Annotated in this window: 17 protein-coding genes; 6 read left to right on the top strand and 11 right to left on the bottom strand. The window is 52.4% G+C overall.

Annotation, left to right across the window (positions count from 1 at the left end; genetic code table 11):
• Positions 1-52 precede the first annotated feature (52 nt).
• The 3 genes from Q9245_RS15085 to Q9245_RS15075 are packed head-to-tail and all read left to right on the top strand — an operon-like array spanning position 53 to position 2,288.
• Positions 53-784, top strand: a complete 732-nt coding sequence (locus tag Q9245_RS15085; protein WP_305897956.1) for a 3-deoxy-D-manno-octulosonic acid kinase — start codon at positions 53-55, stop codon at positions 782-784.
• Positions 785-813: 29 nt separating this feature from the next.
• Positions 814-1,512: a lipopolysaccharide kinase InaA family protein gene (locus Q9245_RS15080; RefSeq protein ID WP_305897955.1), complete on the top strand. Its 699-nt coding sequence runs from the start codon at positions 814-816 to the stop codon at positions 1,510-1,512.
• Positions 1,512-2,288: a glycosyltransferase family 25 protein gene (locus tag Q9245_RS15075; protein ID WP_305897954.1), complete on the top strand. Its 777-nt coding sequence runs from the start codon at positions 1,512-1,514 to the stop codon at positions 2,286-2,288. Before Q9245_RS15080 ends, Q9245_RS15075 begins: the two co-directional genes overlap by 1 nt.
• 6 nt (positions 2,289-2,294) lie before the next feature.
• Here the strand turns inward: Q9245_RS15075 and Q9245_RS15070 are convergent, their stop codons facing one another.
• Positions 2,295-3,515 carry an O-antigen ligase gene (locus tag Q9245_RS15070; protein WP_305897953.1) on the bottom strand — a complete coding sequence of 407 codons (1,221 nt, stop codon included), beginning with the start codon at positions 3,513-3,515 and terminating at the stop codon, positions 2,295-2,297.
• Between the two features lie 168 nt (positions 3,516-3,683).
• Between Q9245_RS15070 and Q9245_RS15065 the strand changes: the two genes are divergently transcribed.
• Positions 3,684-4,559 carry a glycosyltransferase family A protein gene (locus Q9245_RS15065; RefSeq protein ID WP_305897952.1) on the top strand — a complete coding sequence of 292 codons (876 nt, stop codon included), beginning with the start codon at positions 3,684-3,686 and terminating at the stop codon, positions 4,557-4,559.
• Here the strand turns inward: Q9245_RS15065 and Q9245_RS15060 are convergent, their stop codons facing one another.
• From Q9245_RS15060 to Q9245_RS15035, 6 genes are all read right to left on the bottom strand, one after another.
• Positions 4,560-5,372, bottom strand: coding sequence for a hypothetical protein (locus tag Q9245_RS15060; RefSeq protein ID WP_305897951.1), 813 nt, complete (start codon positions 5,370-5,372; stop codon positions 4,560-4,562).
• 8 nt (positions 5,373-5,380) lie between these two features.
• Entirely contained in the window at positions 5,381-6,211 is an 831-nt protein-coding gene (locus Q9245_RS15055) for a glycosyltransferase (protein WP_305897950.1), read from the bottom strand.
• Between the two features lie 29 nt (positions 6,212-6,240).
• Positions 6,241-7,080: a glycosyltransferase family 2 protein gene (locus tag Q9245_RS15050; protein WP_305897949.1), complete on the bottom strand. Its 840-nt coding sequence runs from the start codon at positions 7,078-7,080 to the stop codon at positions 6,241-6,243.
• A gap of 106 nt (positions 7,081-7,186) precedes the next feature.
• Entirely contained in the window at positions 7,187-8,095 is a 909-nt protein-coding gene (locus Q9245_RS15045) for a lysophospholipid acyltransferase family protein (RefSeq protein WP_305897948.1), read from the bottom strand.
• Positions 8,092-9,513 (bottom strand): mannose-1-phosphate guanylyltransferase/mannose-6-phosphate isomerase, encoded by a 1,422-nt coding sequence (locus tag Q9245_RS15040; RefSeq protein WP_305897947.1) that lies wholly within the window; start codon positions 9,511-9,513, stop codon positions 8,092-8,094. The genes Q9245_RS15045 and Q9245_RS15040 overlap by 4 nt, the downstream gene beginning before the upstream one ends.
• 84 nt (positions 9,514-9,597) lie before the next feature.
• Positions 9,598-10,269 carry a YrbL family protein gene (locus tag Q9245_RS15035; protein ID WP_305897946.1) on the bottom strand — a complete coding sequence of 224 codons (672 nt, stop codon included), beginning with the start codon at positions 10,267-10,269 and terminating at the stop codon, positions 9,598-9,600.
• 26 nt (positions 10,270-10,295) lie between these two features.
• On the opposite strand from Q9245_RS15035, the gene Q9245_RS15030 reads away from it, so the two are divergent.
• The gene (locus Q9245_RS15030) at positions 10,296-10,961 is read left to right on the top strand and encodes an SGNH/GDSL hydrolase family protein (RefSeq protein WP_305897945.1); all 666 of its coding nucleotides are present in this window, start codon (positions 10,296-10,298) and stop codon (positions 10,959-10,961) included.
• Here the strand turns inward: Q9245_RS15030 and Q9245_RS15025 are convergent.
• The 4 genes from Q9245_RS15025 to lpxL are packed head-to-tail and all read right to left on the bottom strand — an operon-like array spanning position 10,949 to position 14,975.
• Entirely contained in the window at positions 10,949-11,905 is a 957-nt protein-coding gene (locus Q9245_RS15025; RefSeq protein ID WP_305897944.1) for a glycosyltransferase, read from the bottom strand. The two genes, Q9245_RS15030 and Q9245_RS15025, sit on opposite strands and share 13 nt — an antisense overlap.
• 44 nt (positions 11,906-11,949) lie before the next feature.
• On the bottom strand, positions 11,950-13,059 hold the full coding sequence (locus tag Q9245_RS15020; protein ID WP_305897943.1) for a glycosyltransferase family 4 protein: 1,110 nt from the start codon (positions 13,057-13,059) through the stop codon (positions 11,950-11,952).
• Positions 13,056-14,012 (bottom strand): mitochondrial fission ELM1 family protein, encoded by a 957-nt coding sequence (locus Q9245_RS15015; RefSeq protein ID WP_305897942.1) that lies wholly within the window; start codon positions 14,010-14,012, stop codon positions 13,056-13,058. The genes Q9245_RS15020 and Q9245_RS15015 overlap by 4 nt, the downstream gene beginning before the upstream one ends.
• A 3-nt stretch (positions 14,013-14,015) precedes the next feature.
• Entirely contained in the window at positions 14,016-14,975 is a 960-nt protein-coding gene (lpxL, locus tag Q9245_RS15010) for an LpxL/LpxP family Kdo(2)-lipid IV(A) lauroyl/palmitoleoyl acyltransferase (protein WP_305897941.1), read from the bottom strand.
• Positions 14,976-15,077: 102 nt separating this feature from the next.
• On the opposite strand from lpxL, the gene waaA reads away from it, so the two are divergent.
• The gene (gene waaA / locus Q9245_RS15005; RefSeq protein ID WP_305897940.1) at positions 15,078-16,331 is read left to right on the top strand and encodes a lipid IV(A) 3-deoxy-D-manno-octulosonic acid transferase; all 1,254 of its coding nucleotides are present in this window, start codon (positions 15,078-15,080) and stop codon (positions 16,329-16,331) included.
• The last annotated feature ends 27 nt before the right edge of the window (positions 16,332-16,358 follow it).

Below are 16,358 nucleotides of genomic sequence, written 5' to 3'. Positions count from 1 at the left end.
ATCAACGTCTTTATCTGGCTCCGGTCAGTGCCAGCCTCGGAGAAAATAGTTTGTGAACTCTGCCGCGAGCCGAATTACTCCTCCTGACCAGCTGAAGCTGGTGGTTGCTGAAGCCTGTCACGGTGTTACTGAAGCATGGTTTTATCCCGAATACTGGGGTGACAGTGCGGAGCCTGTCTCCTCTGGGGGTAGAGGAGGGGCTTGGTTCATTCGCCGAGATGCAAACAATCTTGTTCTTCGACACTATCGGCGGGGCGGGCTTATGTCCCGCATTGCTAAGATAACCTACTTTTTCACGGGTTTTGAGCGAGCGCGATCGGTGGCGGAGCATCGACTACTCGAACGTTTGTATGCTGCGGGCTTGCCCGTGCCGGAGCCTGTTGCCGCGATTGTGTGGAGGCGTCGTTGGTTTTGGTATCAGGCGGCCATTTTGATTAAACGTATACCCGGTGCCGTAACCTTTGCTGACTGTGCGTCGATCACTCATGAGCATCTATGGAGAAAGTTGGGCAGGGTGATTCGCCAGTTTCACGATCATGGCTTGGATCATGTGGACTTGAATTGTGACAATATCTTGGTGGCGGGCGAGCGCATTTATCTGATTGATTTCGATCGATGCAGACTAGTGACGCCGAGCGACAGAAGGCCAGATTCTCCGTGGCGCCAGAAGAATCTAAGTCGCTTACGTCGTTCTGTTGAGAAACGATGTGTGCATCTGAGTGATAGAGAACGGCAAGCGAACTGGGACGTTCTTCTTCATGCCTATGAGTATGAAGAACGTTAATTTGATGTTTTAAGGCGCAATTTTTACTGATGGCCACTATCGAGTTTAAAGAAGAACTGCACTCCAATATTCGGCGCACCCGAATTACTTATCGTGCTTTGGTTGATGGGCAGGAAGTTGCGGTCAAATGCTATCGAAAGCCGTTGTTTGGATTAATTCATTGGTTGAGAGCGCTGCGGCGTGGAAAGAAAATCCGGCGAGCAGGTGGGCCGGTGCCGGGTATTGTATATGCTGGGTGGGTTCAGAAACTTCAGTGTTTTGGTTTTGCCACTGAATTCCTTTCGGGATATAGATCAATGCGTGAGGTTCTTAGGTCAGCCTACGAGCAAAGTGACCAGGCTCGAGTTTTAGAGCTTTTAGACCTTTTAGGGCGCTGCGTAGCTGATCTCCATAAGTTAGGGATTGAGCAACTCGACTGCAATTTGACCAATTACCTGATAAATGCCGATAACGTTATCCGAATGGTGGACGAGGATGATGTGCGGCTGCACCCGCGAGGCCTGAATGAATCGCTGGCACTTACGAATTTGGCCAATTTGGGGGCGAGGCTTCCACCTGGAGATCTGCCGCGGATCTTGCACGAAGCATACTTGGATGCTTGGGGAGCAAGTCCGGGGGAGTTAAGGTCTGATCCCGAATGTTTTGAACACCGGGTCTTTGAGAAAAAGCAAATGTTACGCATCAAGCGTGCTGCTAGAGATGCGGCACCCGACCGAGAGTTTGATTGATGGAAAGCACGCCGATATTTTTGGTCTCCATGAAAGGGGACTCTGCTCGTCGCGAGCGCCTAGAGAAAAGTTTTCCCGAGCTATACTCGTCCATGACTTTGGTAGAGGCAGTGGATGGCCGCAAGCTTGGGGCCCAAGGCTATTTTCGCTACGCCTCAAGTGCAATGGTAAATCATCGTCGGATACTCGCGCCGGCCGAGGTGGGCTGCAGTTTAAGTCACATAAAAGCACTTGAGTTATTTCTGCAAACTGAAGCCGAGCGAGCCGTTATCCTTGAGGATGATGTGATCGGAGACGACGGATCTTTAACGGAATCCATCGAAGACCTTTGGGCCATTCCTGCTGATGGTTTGATCATTTTTGGTGGGCAAGAAGGTCTGCCTTCCCGGAAGTACATAGTCGGTAAAGGAACGGGGCGGGATCATGTGTATGCGCTGCCCCAGTACTCAAATGCTCACATACTTCGGACCTGCTGTTACGGTATAACCCGATCAAGCGCGGAACGTATTCTGGCCTCCCAGAGAGAGTCGTTAAAATTGGCCGATGCTTGGGGGATGTTTTTTGTTACGGAAGCGGACGGGGTCATTCATTTCAGCAACCGGTTGGCGCACCCCGAAGATCGAAATGAAAGCTATATTGAAAGTAGTCGGGCTGGTCTGAGTGAGAAAACTGAGAAAGGTTTTGCTAACTATTTAAAGAAGCGGCGGTTAAGGCTGAAGCGAAAGTTCGGCGCCGCTCTCTGCAAGCTCGCGGGGTACAGGCGGGTTGTGCCGTGAACGTTGCTAGCGTTGTGATTCGGTTTTCAGGCTAAACAGGGCTAACGACGACAACACGAAAAGGTTGATCGTTACAGGGTGGTTGAACGGAACATCCGTTAGTGACGCTACGGTATACAGAATTGTCATTCCTCCGATGCTGCCAAGTACCAATGGCGTGTCGCGATAATATTTTGCCGCGAGCGCCAATGGCAAGCTGAGTAAGAGCAATAAAGCTAGTAATCCCGGAACGCCCCGCTTTACCAGAGTATCCAGAAACTGGTTGTGATAGTGGTAAGGAGCGTAGGCTGCTGCGGCTTGATCAACCAACCCCTGTGCCGCTAAGTCTTGATATACAGATATGTGACCTTCCCCAAGTCCGGTAAGTGGCTCCATCGTCGCCATTACGGATGCCGCTTCCCAAAACTGGAGGCGTAGCCCGATTGAGCTGGTCTTGTTTCCAGATGCAATGAGAGACAGCTCCGTTACCGTGTGGTTGATTCGGTCTTCAAAAATGTGGGCGCCAAGTGCGGTGATGAGAGTGAGTGCGGCCACAGTTGCAGCGATTGCCGTTTTTCTGAGCTTTTTGCTGCCGCAAAGGTAATAGATTGTAACTGTGCATAGGATCACCGAGGCTGGAAGAACAACTCCCCTAGTCCCAGTCATTGCAGTCGCCGAAAAGAGAAGTAGCGTTACGGCCCAAGCGGATAATGTGACGGGAAGTTTTCGAGATGTCACTGCTAAAAACAGAGAGCTGACCATTACGGTCGCGAGCCCGGTCGCGTAGGGGATAGGGTTATAATAAAGGTGCGCGCGAGACACTCCTCCTATGAAGTGCTGATAGAAGCTTACGGTAATAAAACCTGCTGCTGCAATTAAAATGACTGACAACCAAACCCAGTAATTGAGCTTGAAAGCTGTTGATAGCCACGCAAAAATCGATAGCGCTGCAAGTGTTCTTAACTCCGAAATGCTGCCACCGTTAAGTAAGTAGCCAGTCCCGCAAATTAGAGCGGATGCAGTTACGGCACTCGCAAAATAATGCTTGGCACAATTTTTAGCGCTTTGGCTGGTTTTCCATGCTTGTGACGCGATGTAAAAAACAAGAATGGCAAGAATTATGGCTGGAGGATATTTGTCACCATCAGGCATCCACCACATTACGGTCATGACGTAGAAGAGCGGCGCAAAATTCACAATGTCGGGCCAGTCCGAGGCACGGAAAGCCTGTGGGGCGTGTTTGAGCATTGATGGTTTCTTGGAAAGCTGACGGCATGGTAAAGAGTGCGTATCGTAACATGTTTGTGGCTTGAGAGGCGGTTATGTTCATTGTGTAATGCGTTATGCAGGCGCTGAACGCTAAAGCTTAATCAGATATACTTTTGCACTCGCGTAAACCCAATTGGCGAGAGAACTATGCCTAAACTATCAATCGTAATTCCTACCCATAACCGACCTGATAGGCTGAAAAAAGCTGTCGAATCGGCAATGACGCAGTCCTATGAGGATCTCGAAATAATTGTGGTGGACGATGGAAGTGATCCCGCTGCTAATTGCGAGAAAATGGGCTCCAAGGTTTTTGGGTTTCGTCATGAGTCTGCTCGTGGTGTGTCCGCAGCCCGCAATACGGGGCTAGCGCAAGCGACCGGAGAGTACATTGCGTTCTTGGATGATGACGATGTGCTACGCCCAGGCTATGCGGAAGCTATGGTCGAATTTTTTGATTCGAATAAAGGTGAGATTGATTTTGCGTGGTCTTCATTAAGCGTTCAGGACGAATCGTCCGGAAAAAGTACGGTAGCCCGTCAGCGGCCGTGCATGATTCGTCGGCAGTCTCGTTCTTCAGAGCTAGACTACGAAGCTGTGGCCTACGTAGGAGCTAGTGGTATGTGTTTTAGAGCCGAAGTCCTACGCCAGTTTGAAGGGTTTGATGAATCGCTTACGGTGTCAGAGGATCGTGAGTTAGCGTTTAGAATGTTAAGTGGCGGGAGCGGCTGTGGTGCTATAACAACGCCTCTCGTTGACTGTTTTGTTCATGCGGGGCCTCGGCTGAGCACCAATGAGAATCTGCTTAAGCAAGCTCAAAGTGACGCTTTGGTCGCGGATCGACATTCAAAGTTTATTGACCGTCACCCTACGCTTGCTTCTCGTTATTTGAATTTGCTAGCAAGACGACAAAAAGATGCGGGGCTAATAAAAGACTATAGGCGGACACTTGTGCGGATTTTGCGTGTCAACCCGCTGGATGTTCGAGCTTTAAAGCGGCTGCTTCTATCAATGTTTCGTTTATAACTAAAACGCTGCAAAACGCCGCTTCCTTTTCACATGATTATTCATGTAAAAGTCCGTCTTCTCGATGAAGAATTGCAAGTTTCTGCTTGGCAATGCTTGGGAAAACCAATCTGTGACAAATTTTTGGTACTCAAGAGGGGTGAAGCGTTCGGTTATACTTCCCTTGTAGAAAAAACCGCAGCAAAAGCCCAGCGTATGTTCGATGGGAGCTTTACTGTTTAGCTTGGAAAACTCTAGATCGACCAGCCAGCATTTTTTCTGGTCATCAGAAATTAGGCAATTTCCAGCCCAAGGGTCTAAGTGAAGAAGGCCGTCGTCGATGGCCTGGCGGAATGTGTCGAGAGCCAAGCGTAATGCTATTTCGGAACTCTCCTCGTCGCGAGCAATCTCTTCAACGCTTTTGGTTTCGCGCAGAAATTCCGTAATCGAGAATATTCTGTCCGGCATGCCGAAACGAGTTTTTGACCACCCGTATGCATACAGTTTTGGTATGTAAGGTTTCCCCTGCATCTGCAGAGCAGTGTGAATTTCGGCGGTAGCCCACTCATATCGGCCATGGCGCTGAATTCCGAGTAGAGCTCTTACTCGCTGACTTGGGTACTTCAGCGCGTTTACTTTTAGTATGACGGGGGTGGTAGCACCGTTACTCCATGGGACGCTAGCTTTGGGCTGTTCTCCATGGAGCATATTTGCGATTGCTTCTTCCCAGCTGACACACCCTGTGTCTTCATTAGGCCAATCAGTACGCTTAAAGGCTGTGATGCCGTGGCCAGCATCAACCTCTTGATACAGTGTGTCCCGTAAATATCGCATGTACTGATCTAAGCTCTATCTAATGACAATTCGAAGTGCTCCGCAAGCTTGCTCCATTGCTCACGGTTACCGTCTTCCCTGACATTAGTCTTTTTCAGGGATACGGCCTGTGAGAATGGAATTGGCAGCGGCTTGCTCGTCTGGTATGGCGAGCGTCTGGATTTCGTTCCGTTTACGGCACTCATAGCCTTAAACCACAAGTCGTCAGCTTTCGGTGACAGCTGTTTGAACAGTTCGCGCGATAGCGTTGACGCGGGGAGTGATTTTGGGGGGTAGATAACGCCGGCATAACCTAGGGGGAGCGTGTTGGCATGCGATGCGCCCGGTTGTTCGTATGGCCATTTTTTATAAGGCCAAAGCTCCCCATCAGCCGCCACCGTGATCAGTCGACACTGATTGCCGATAATCTCATTCGGAAACTCTTCGGCAGCTTTCAGGAGATTTTCCAACCAATCCTTAGGGTACATCAGGTCATCGTCACAGGTGACAATACGGTGATCTGGAAATTCAGAGAGGCTATAAATCAGTTTGGTATGGGGGCCCACGTCTTCGCAGAATCTAATGCTAAATATGTCGCCAGTTAATTTGAGCAGTTGTTGAGGGATTTTAGGCTCGCAGTCTTTTCCAAGCCAGAGAACAATGCGCTCAGGCGTTACTGTCTGAGTAAGAATGCTTCGCACCGCCAAGTGCGCGTACTCAAGTCTCGATGCGATCGATGTAAACGAGATGACAACATCTTGGGCAGCGGTCTGAGAATGCCCACCTTTAATCTTCGTAGCAGGAAACGATTTCAGCTGAAGTGTGCGCCACAACGACGGTGGATATTCTTTAACTTTCATTCTCAGAACCTTTGATAAGAGGCTTGTACTTATTTAGGGGCTGTTGGTCGGTCGTTTGCGATGCCGTTTTCCGCCCAGAAGGTTTTATTGTCTTTCACCGCTTTTCGGATCGCCCGATTTTTTGCCCATATCTCGGGCTTGGAATAGCCACGAGCGTGATCGAGGTGGAGGCAAACCGTGCTGTAGCGTATCTGTTGAGATTTGTGGCCGTAGTTCCAGAGGCGCTCGCCGAGTTCTCGATCCAAGCCACCGTACTGCATGTCTTCGTTGAAGCCGTTAACGGCAATCAAATCCTGAGTCCAGGTGGAACTGTTCATGCCGTTCCAGCTTGCAGCGGCAGGCGTGATGCGGTTCATGAAGTTGCGGAATCCCGTTGAAGGGGAAAGTTTCCACAATTTGTGATTCTTCGGCTGCCCGTGAGCCACCAGCCAGTCCCGCTTGAATATGACCCCGGAGCGGATGTCGTCATCGCCAATGGCTTCGGACACCGGCATGGTGAGTTTGATATAACCCCCCGACAAAAACAGCCCCGGCCTAGCAAGATCGTGGTGAGTTTTTACGAAATCCGGTTCCGGTATGCAATCGCCATCGGTGAAAATCAAGTAATCGCAGCTGGTTTCTTGGATAGCTTTGTTGAGGATCTGGCATTTCCGAAAACCTTCGTCCTCATGCCATACATGGTCGATCGCCAAAATGCCGCGCTCTTTAAAGCTATTGATGAGGGTGCGGGTTTCATCGGTAGAACCATCGTCAGCAATGATGACTCGGAACTTAGTGAATGTCTGGCATTCATAACCCGTCAGTACTTTGCTCAGCCAGAGGGGAGAGTTGTAGGTGGTGATAACCACACCAATTGACGTTGGGGCCATAAAGTTCCAGTGTCCAAATGTTAGCGGGTAAAAGAAAGTGGCTAGTATAACGCGGGTGCTGGTCAGATGCCTGTCTGTACTTGCTCAGATATTGGGCAACGGGAAATCAGCGACAGATTTTGTCAGGGTAATACGGATTCGGGTTTCCAGGCGGCCGGTGCCGGAGCCGCTTATACTCCCATTGATACTGCGCAGGCGCCATTCGAACAACCTTCTCGACGGACTTGTTCAACGCCGTTGCCGCGACAACTGGGTCTGCATCCGCGTTTCCGGGTGCGGCTTCTTCCACGATAATGCGGAAACCGTTGCTTTGAGGTAGTCGTTCGGCGAAGGCCACCAGTACGTTCGCGCCCGTTTTCAGCATCAGCTTGTTGACCAACGTCATCGTGCGCACTTCCATTCCGAAAAAAGGCGCGTAGGCGTTGGTTTTTCCGCGTGGGGATTGGTCGGGAAGGATGCCGGCAACGCCGCCTTCCTTGAGAATGCCCATTAGCCGGAGCAATCCTCGGCGATCTCCTCGCACTAGCTCGGAGCCAACACGGCTTCGAACCCGGATCATATATTCCTCGAATTCTTTGATATGTGGAGGGCTATAGAGTGAGGCCATTTTGTAGCGGGACGAGAAAAGCAGGCCGATCAGCTCCCAGTTGCCAATGTGGGGCGCGAGCAGAATCAAACCTTTGTCCGAGGCCATCGCTTTATCTACCAGCTCCAGCCCTCTGGTTTCCTTGATCAGCCCTAAGCATTTCTCAACCGGCCATTCCCACATCAGCGGAATTTCAGCTGCGGTCATGCCGGTGTGTGCCATGGAGTCTTTGGACAGCTGGCGCTGCTCAGCAGAAGACAATTCGGGTAGGCAGATGCGAATGTTGGTGTCGGTTGTCTTACGTGACCTGCCATTCATGGCCCAGCCAAGCAAACCAAGCCACTTCCCGATAAATTGGGCGGCCCGCAAAGGTAAAAAACTAACGAGCCTCAAAAGGCCCGCGATCAGAAAGTACTTCAGTTTACTCATGACCTGCCGTACCGATCCTCGTAGCGTACGATGTCGTCTTCACCCAGATAGGAGCCGGACTGAACCTCAATTAGTTCGAGATCGATGACCCCCGGGTTTTCCAGCGAGTGAACTTGGCCAACCGGAATGAACGTGGATTGGTTTTCCGTCACTAAGTATGTCTTTTCGCCATTGGTCACCTTGGCCGTGCCGCTCACCACAATCCAGTGTTCCGCGCGGTGATGATGCATCTGAACGGACAGCTTTGCGCCGGGTTTTACAGTAATGCGTTTGACCTGGTATCGCTCACCGCTGTCGATGGAGTCGTAAACGCCCCAAGGCCGGTAAACTTCCCGGTGATTGATGTGCTCGTTTCGACCGTCGCTCTTGAGTTGCTCGACGATCTTTTTAACGTCTTGCACCTTGTCTTTATGGGCAACGAGCAGGGCATCTTTGGTCTCGATAATCACCAAATCACTAACGCCGACGGTGGCGATCAAACGGTTTTCTGACCGGGCCAAGGTGCTGGCAGTGTCGTGGGCAATCACATCGCCGATGAAACTGTTGTCGTTTGCGTCTTTCTCGGAGACATCCCAAAGGGCCGACCAGGAACCGATGTCGCTCCAGCCGGCATCCAATGCAACGACCGCCGCGTTTTGGGTTTTCTCCATTACTGCATAATCGATGGAATCTTCAGGGCACTCGGCGAATACTGCTTCGTTAATGCGCGTGAAATGAAGATCTTCGTTGGCATCTTCAACGGCAGCCTGGCAGATCGACAGAATCTCCGGCCGGTGCTTCTCAAGCTCGTTGAGGTACTGGCGCGCGCCAAACATAAACATGCCGCTGTTCCAGAGGTAGTCACCGGAAGCCAAGTAGTCTTGTGCTGTTGCCAAGTCCGGCTTTTCCACAAACCGGTCGACACTGTAACAGCTGTCTTCAAGCTCTTTGCCTTGTTCGATATATCCGTAGCCGGTTTCAGGATGGCTGGGAACAATGCCGAAAGTGACAAGTTTTCCCTGTCGTGCCAGAGGGATCGCTTTCTGGATACCTTGCTGAAAAGCTGCAACATCCTGAATCAAGTGATCTGCGGCCAGCACCAGCATCAGTGGATCGTCGGCACTGTCATCGGTAGCCTTCGCCAGTTGCAGGGCTGCCAGTGCAATCGCGGGTGCGGTATTGCGACCGCAAGGCTCCAGGATAATGCGTGCATCGTTATAACCCGCCTGGCGCATCTGCTCGGCCGCCAGAAACCGGTGGTCTTCGTTGCAGATCAGAAGTGGGTCTGCCGACTCCATACCGTCCAAACGGGCCACAGTGAGCTGCAACATCGACAAATGATCATCCGTCAGTTTGAGGAACTGCTTCGGATTCAATTGCCTGGACAAGGGCCATAGGCGAGAGCCGGTGCCGCCGGCCATGATGACGGGATGAATCATGTGTGCACTCCGCGCGATTAACTGTTGAGCAGTTTCGTTTATATTCAAAGTGGGCAATATACTAACATGCTGGCCTAGTGCGGTTTATCTTAAGGCTTGGAAATCTTCCCACGATAGGCCCTCATTGCTTTGTTCCCAGGCCAGCCTTTTCCTGAATCGTTCGATTTTTCGAGTAATGTAACGTGAACTCCAGCCGGGCACGAAATCCAATGCTTGCGGGATGGTTGGTGCCCCCAGCCCGTCAACCAGAAATAGGCGAGGATGATCGAATCGATCTGAAACCACCAAGTTATGCGGGAGCAGATTTCGGGTCAGAATCTTGGTTTTCCGCATCCACGACAGAAACTCTTCGATGCCTTGGCGCAGCTCGGGGGTAAGACCTTGTTCTTTAATTAGCCGCTCCAGCGTCGGCGCAACGCTGCCGTCAGCGCAGCGTATGAGCTCGCTTTCATTGGCTTTGCCCAATGAGGTTTCAACGCTGCCATAGAATTTGGGCAGATGTACCCAGACAAGCTCTTCTTGCCCTTTTGCGACGAGGTGTTTTATCGCCCGCTGTTTGTGTGCAAGGGTCTCTTGAGTATTATCGTTGAGCCTGCTTTTACCAAGCAGCTTTTTGGCAAGTGAGGCCCGTTGAAATCTTGAGGTCATGTTTTCGGGGCGAAGGATTTTCAGGCACCGGTCCGGAGCTAGGGGGTGCTCGTAGCATTTTCGGTTATAGCCTTGTGCGAAGGGCTCTTTGCTGGAAAGGTCTAACATAAATATACGGTTACGGAGCGTAGAAGGTGAATCGATCAATAGCCTATGGCGACTGCAATACGGAAGGGCTTAAGGGTGAGCTGTTCCCTTTGTGGCCCGAAATAGTTAGTGAATCTCTGACGCTGGAGCTGACTAACTGTGGCCACACTATGAGCACCACCCGTGAATTGCTTCAGTATAATCGTTCATACCCAGCGGCACACTTCTCCTTCGCATTCATCCAGTATGGGTTGGTTGATTCTTGGCTGACGTTCCGCCGTGCCCCCTATGTGCTCTATTACCCTGATAGCCTGAGCCGCAAGTTAGCACGAAAATTCGTTAAGAAGATAAAAAAGCTTGCCCGGATCTGGCAGCTGCAAAAACGACTGGGCGCTGTCGAGCAGGTGCCATTGGAAGAGTATAGGGACAATATTCGGTCTGTCATTGCGTCTGCGCCAGAGACACAATTTGTCTTGGTTGCAACGGCCCCCAACCTCGATGAAAGCCGCAACGGTAGAATCAAAAACTACAATCAGGCTCTTGCGCGGATTGCCGATGAATTTGAACGAGTGGTGTACGTCGACACATACGATAAAATTTGGGGAGAGCGTCGACAGACTTTAATGGATGATGGAACGCACCTTACGGCCATCGGCCATCAGCTTGTGGCGGCTAGTGTTAAGGCTGTTCTTGAAGAAGCTCATGCTGTATAGACCACAACCGTAGCCCTTGCCATCCCTTCCAGCGTGAGACTTTCCTTTGCGAAGTTGAAAGCCTTTTGCTCACTCTCACGCAGCCCTTCAAGGTCAGTCAATGCCTTGCTAATCGTTTCGCTAATCGCACTGGCTGAGAAGTCTGGTGACAATGCCCGTTCTGGTAGTAATTCCAAGCAGCCCGATACTGGAGTAGATACCACCGGGCACTCTGCCAGCAAAGCTTCTACCAATACATAGGGAAACCCTTCGCGTAGCGAGCTGATTACCAGCAGATCACTGCTCTCCAGGTAGGTCTTGAGGTCACTCTGATAGCCTGCGATCGTAATAGAGCTATTATTCTCGGGGGCTTTTGCTATCTGTTTGAGGCGCTTCATTTCCGAGCCATCCCCAAAGATTGTGAGGCGGGCGTCAGGGCGCGCTGCCAGCACCGTGGGCCAGGACTGGATGAGCCTGTCGAACCCTTTGACTGGCTCTAGTCTGCCGGCAGCAATTACGTTTAGTCCCTGCGGGCGATGAGGGGGGGCTGAAAGCGTTTTCTCCGGTGTTTTCGCCGCACCGTTGTATACCAAAAACCGATGTGGGTGGTTAAGCTGCGTATAGATTGAGCGGCTCACCGCGATTGCTTTGTCCAGCGCTGCGAAAGGGCGCGTGTTTGACTTGCTGCCATGGACAGTGCCAACTGATTGCCAGGCCCCAGTTTTCATGCTGCCTAACAAGGCTGCAGCTTTATTGCCATGAGCATGCGCAACGTCTGGATCAATTCGCTTGAGGCTTTTTTTTATTTTCCAGAGCAGCCATGGGTTTCGGCGGCCTAAGCTCATCGGGCAGGGATGAAAATGGATATTCGAAAAGCGCTTCTGATAATCTGGGTGGGCTAGAATATGGATCTCATGCCCCAGGCGTGCGAGCGATTCTGCCAGGTCTGAGACGTGCTTTTCCATGCCGCCCCAGTTACCTCCCGGAGTGCCTAGGAGCAGTGCTATTCTCAACGCTGCCTCCTGCTGAGTACGCGCTCGTATATAGCCAATGTCCCCTCCGTCTGCGCCCGCAATAAAAACCGCTCTGGTAGCTCAACGTCTTGTTTCGGTCGGTCGAGTAGCCCTAAGACACTGTTGGCGAAGGCATCCGTATCATCCGGTATGACCAATCCCTCTTGGAAGCAGGCCTGGAGCGTTTCTGCCGCACCGCCGCGATTGTAGGCGACAACCGGGGTACCTGAAGCCAAGGCTTCTGTGACTGTACGGCCGAAGGGTTCTGGCTTGGTCGACATGTGACAAACCACATCCGCGAACAAGTACAGGTTGGTCATGTCGTTGCGTTGACCAAGAAATGAAACCTGATTGGTCAGGTTTAGCCGGCTTCGTTCGGTTTCCAGCTCTTGTAAAAAACGTTCCTTCCCGGGCTCCGCCCCGCCCACAATGATGCCGTGGCAATCGGGGCGGTTGCGCACGATCGTTTCCATGGCTTTCAGAAAATCCAGCTGACCTTTCCAGCGGGAAATTCGACCTGGCATCATGATGATCTTTTTATTTTCAAGCTGTGGGTATCGTGACAGTAAAATCTCACGCCATTGTTCGTTAATCGCGCGCTGGCGGAAGGCATCAATATCTACTCCGCGTTGAATCACGGTCAACTTGTCTTCTGGTACCTGGAAGTTGTTCAGGACGTAGTCATTCACGCAGTTGGAGACGGCAATGACGTGATCCGCTTTCGCCATGACCGCGCTGTAGGGGTTGACCGAGTACATGCCGTGAAATGTTGAAACAACGGCAGGGCGGTCTCGCTCCGGTAACGATTTCAGCGCCAGATGAATGATCCATGCAGGCATGCGGGAGCGAACGTGCACGATATCGGGCTTGAGGCTTTTAAGCAGCTGCCGCATAGGCAAAATCTGGCCAAACGAGGCGGGTGTCTTGCGGTGAATGGGCATGTAAAGATGGGTGGAACCCTGACCTCGCACTTGTTCGGCCATCGGGCCACCGTTTGAAACGACAAAGGATTCGTGGCCACGTTTGACCAGTTCCGCAGCAAATTCCACGGTGCCCCGCTCAACTCCGCCGCTGTATAGGGCGGGAAGTGCCTGAAGTATTCTCAATGCAACGCCTCCTTGTTGGCGACCTGAGATAGGCTTTTGAATCGTTGGATCAGCCAACGCGCGGCACGGTCCGCCTCCCAAAGCCGTGCGTGATGCTCGGGATGTTCCGTCATGACACGGCTATGATCTTGCCAAAAGTAAACCCAACCTTGTTCGGCGAGTCGATGAATGCCGTTGACGACTCGACTGTTCGTTCGGGCAGGTAGGTTCAACAAGCCGGTTGGAACACCGGAAGTGGCGGCCTCACAAACCATAGAGACGCTGTCAGGAGTCACCCAGACAGCTCTGGATTTGGCCAGTTGGTGATTTAGCCAGTTTTCATGGGCTTGTGCGTGGCTCAGGAAGGTTACCTTTGTCGTCTGAAGATCGTTTAGCTTGCTTGTGAGGGCCGCAGGAGTCCTGCGAGAATCGCTGATGGTCCATCGCCATTCAGGGTATCGGTTGATCAGGTCTGTAATCTGGGCGAAAACGGCATCGTCGTCCCAGTCGAAGTGAGGGGACGGGCCGCCAATCAAAATAAGGGCCTCGGGTTTGCTGGTCAACTGGGCCATTGGAGTGACGGCGTTGATGACGCCCTCGGTAACCAGTGTCCTGCGCGATGCTTTTGTCTTGTCGTGGGCGGGAATAATAGCGGCATCTACCCAGGCGAGCGGGAACGCCGGCTTCATCAAAACTACCGTGTGAGCTTTTCGTCGTAAGGTAAGCTGCAACCGGTGCGTACCCGAACCCGCAGCAACAATCATAACGGGCGCAGGCAGCGAAGTGTCCAACGCGGGTGCCACGCCCAGGAGCGCGCGCCAGAGCGGCACTGAATAGTCGGCCGCGTCAACCCAATGAATACTGGCGCCGGTGAGCACCCGCAAGCGGTTGCCCAGCCCTTTCAGCTGGTTTTTGTGCCCGGGTTTGTTATCGGTAATCAACCAGATTGCCGGCGCCCGCGATTCAGGATTCACGCGTTACCTCTTTTTCTTCCGTTTTTTGTAGAAGCCCGGATCATCTTTTGAGGGGCGGGTTTTAAACCGGCGATGCATCCACAGATATTGGTCCGGAGCCTTTCGGATTTCCTGTTCTATGATGGCATTAGTGCGGGTGGCATCATCCAGATCGTTGCCGCTGGGGAAGTTTTCCAGAGCCGGGTGGAAGTAGATGTCGTAACCGGGTTTATCTTCGCGGCGGAAATGACTGAACGGAACAACCCGACATTTGCTGCGGTCTGCAATTCGGGACGTGGCAGTGATGGTGCCGGTGGCGATGCCAAAGAAAGGCGCGAAGACGATGTCTTTCCGGCCATAGTCCTGATCGGTTGCGTACCAGACCGCATGGTTTTTCTTCAGGCTGCGAAATAGGCCTCGCAGATCTTTGGAGGATAAAACCGTTCCGTACCGGCGGCCCCGCGCTCGGGTCATCACCGCGTTGGTCAGCGGGTTGTTGTGGTCTCGCTGCATCACGTCGGCATCGATAAACTCTGTGACCAGACTGCCGCCGAGGTCCAGCGTGCTGTAGTGGCCGCCCAGAAGCAGAACGCCATGGCCATCTTCCATCGCCTTTTCAAAGTGTTCGAGGCCATGCACTTGGGTGATACCGGTGAGCTTCTTCGGGTCACGGAACCAAGCAATACCCAGCTCCATCAAGCCGATACCGTTGGCGATAAAGGCTTTTCGGACAAGTTCTGCTTGTTCAATATCCGAAAGCTCGGGAAAGCACAGTCGAATGTTGACCTCGGTAATATGCCGGCGGCTCTTGGCCAGTTTCCATGCCAGCAAGCCGGCGATCTTGCCCAGCCACCACTGAAAACGAATGGGTAGTTGGGCAAACAGCCACATAATCGATATGCCCAGCCAAGTTGGCCACCAACGGGGATGGCGGTAAGCTGAGTAATCGGTGTTTCTCGGTTGTTTGCGGTACTTCTTGTTCAAAATCGTGAATCCTGAATCGACAAACGTGACGCCCGAGGGCAAGATGCAGCCACTCGACAAATTTCGCCCTATGATAACGCACTGTTTTGCCGGGAGTCCTGCGTGTTTCATTTTATCTATTCCCAGCTGATCCGGTTGGTTCTGCCCTTTATCCTGCTTCGGCTTTGGTGGCAGGGTCGAAAAGCGCCTGCTTTGCGAAGAGATTGGCAGCACCGCCTCGGCCTCGTGCCGGAAATGTCCGGGCCGGTCATCTGGGTTCACGCCGTATCGGTGGGTGAAACCATTGCGGCGGGTCCGTTGGTTCGGCGGCTATTGGCAAAGGAGCTGGGCGCAACAATCTTGATGACCGCCATGACCGATACCGGGCTGGCTCAAGCTCGGAAGATGTTTGGTGACAGGGTAGCCTACGCCTATGCGCCCTACGACACACCGGGAGCGATTCGCCGATTTCTGAATCGCGTCAATCCTGGCATCCTCGTTATTATGGAAACCGAAATCTGGCCTAATATGATCCGTCAGTGCCGGCGTCGCACAGTCCCGGTGTTCCTGATTAATGCTCGTTTGTCTGAACGTTCAGCGCAAGGCTACGAGAAGGTGAAAGGGCTGGCAGCCCCGGTCATGAAGAGCATCAGCTGGGTGGCGGCCCAGGCTGAGCCCGATGCAGAACGGTTCCGGCGCATTGGCGTCGCTGCGGATAGGGTCGAAGTGACGGGCAGCGTAAAGTTTGATGTGGATATTCCCGATGATGTCCGAAAGGCCTCCGAAGAGGTTCGAAAATCGCTTGAGGGCCGCAATGTCTGGATTGCCGGCAGTACCCACAGCGGTGAAGACGAACAATTGTTGAGCGCGCATCAAAGTATTCTCGAACAGCACAGCGGCGCGTTGTTGGTTATCGTGCCCCGGCACCCGGAGCGCTTCGACACGGTTGCAGCCATGGCTGAAGAAAAGGGCTTTCGGGTGGCCCGCCGGTCCCGCAATGAGAATCCAGGCCAGGCTCAGGTGTATCTCGGGGATACCATGGGTGAGCTGATGATGTTGTACGGAGCCAGTGATATTGCCTTTGTCGGTGGTTCGTTGATTGAGCGCGGCGGACACAATCCATTGGAGCCTGCTGCTTGGGGGATGCCGGTGTTTTCCGGGCCTCATGTTTTCAATTTTGAAACCATTTTTGATCGTCTGATTGCAGATCAGGGCGTGCAGATGGTTGAGGGCTGTCAGGATCTCGCGCAAGCCATCAGTCGATTAATGTCGGATGCTCAGGAGTGCAAAGCATACGGGCAAAGGGCGCTGGCCGTAGTCAATAATAATCGGGGCGCGCTGGATAAAGTCGTCGAAGGGATCATCGAAAGAGTGTAACGCCCGGGCCTTAATTGGCCCGGGGTT

It is taken from the genome of Marinobacter sp. MDS2, assembly GCF_030718085.1.
GTDB lineage: Bacteria > Pseudomonadota > Gammaproteobacteria > Pseudomonadales > Oleiphilaceae > Marinobacter.
This window is presented reverse-complemented; position numbering and strand designations above follow the sequence as displayed.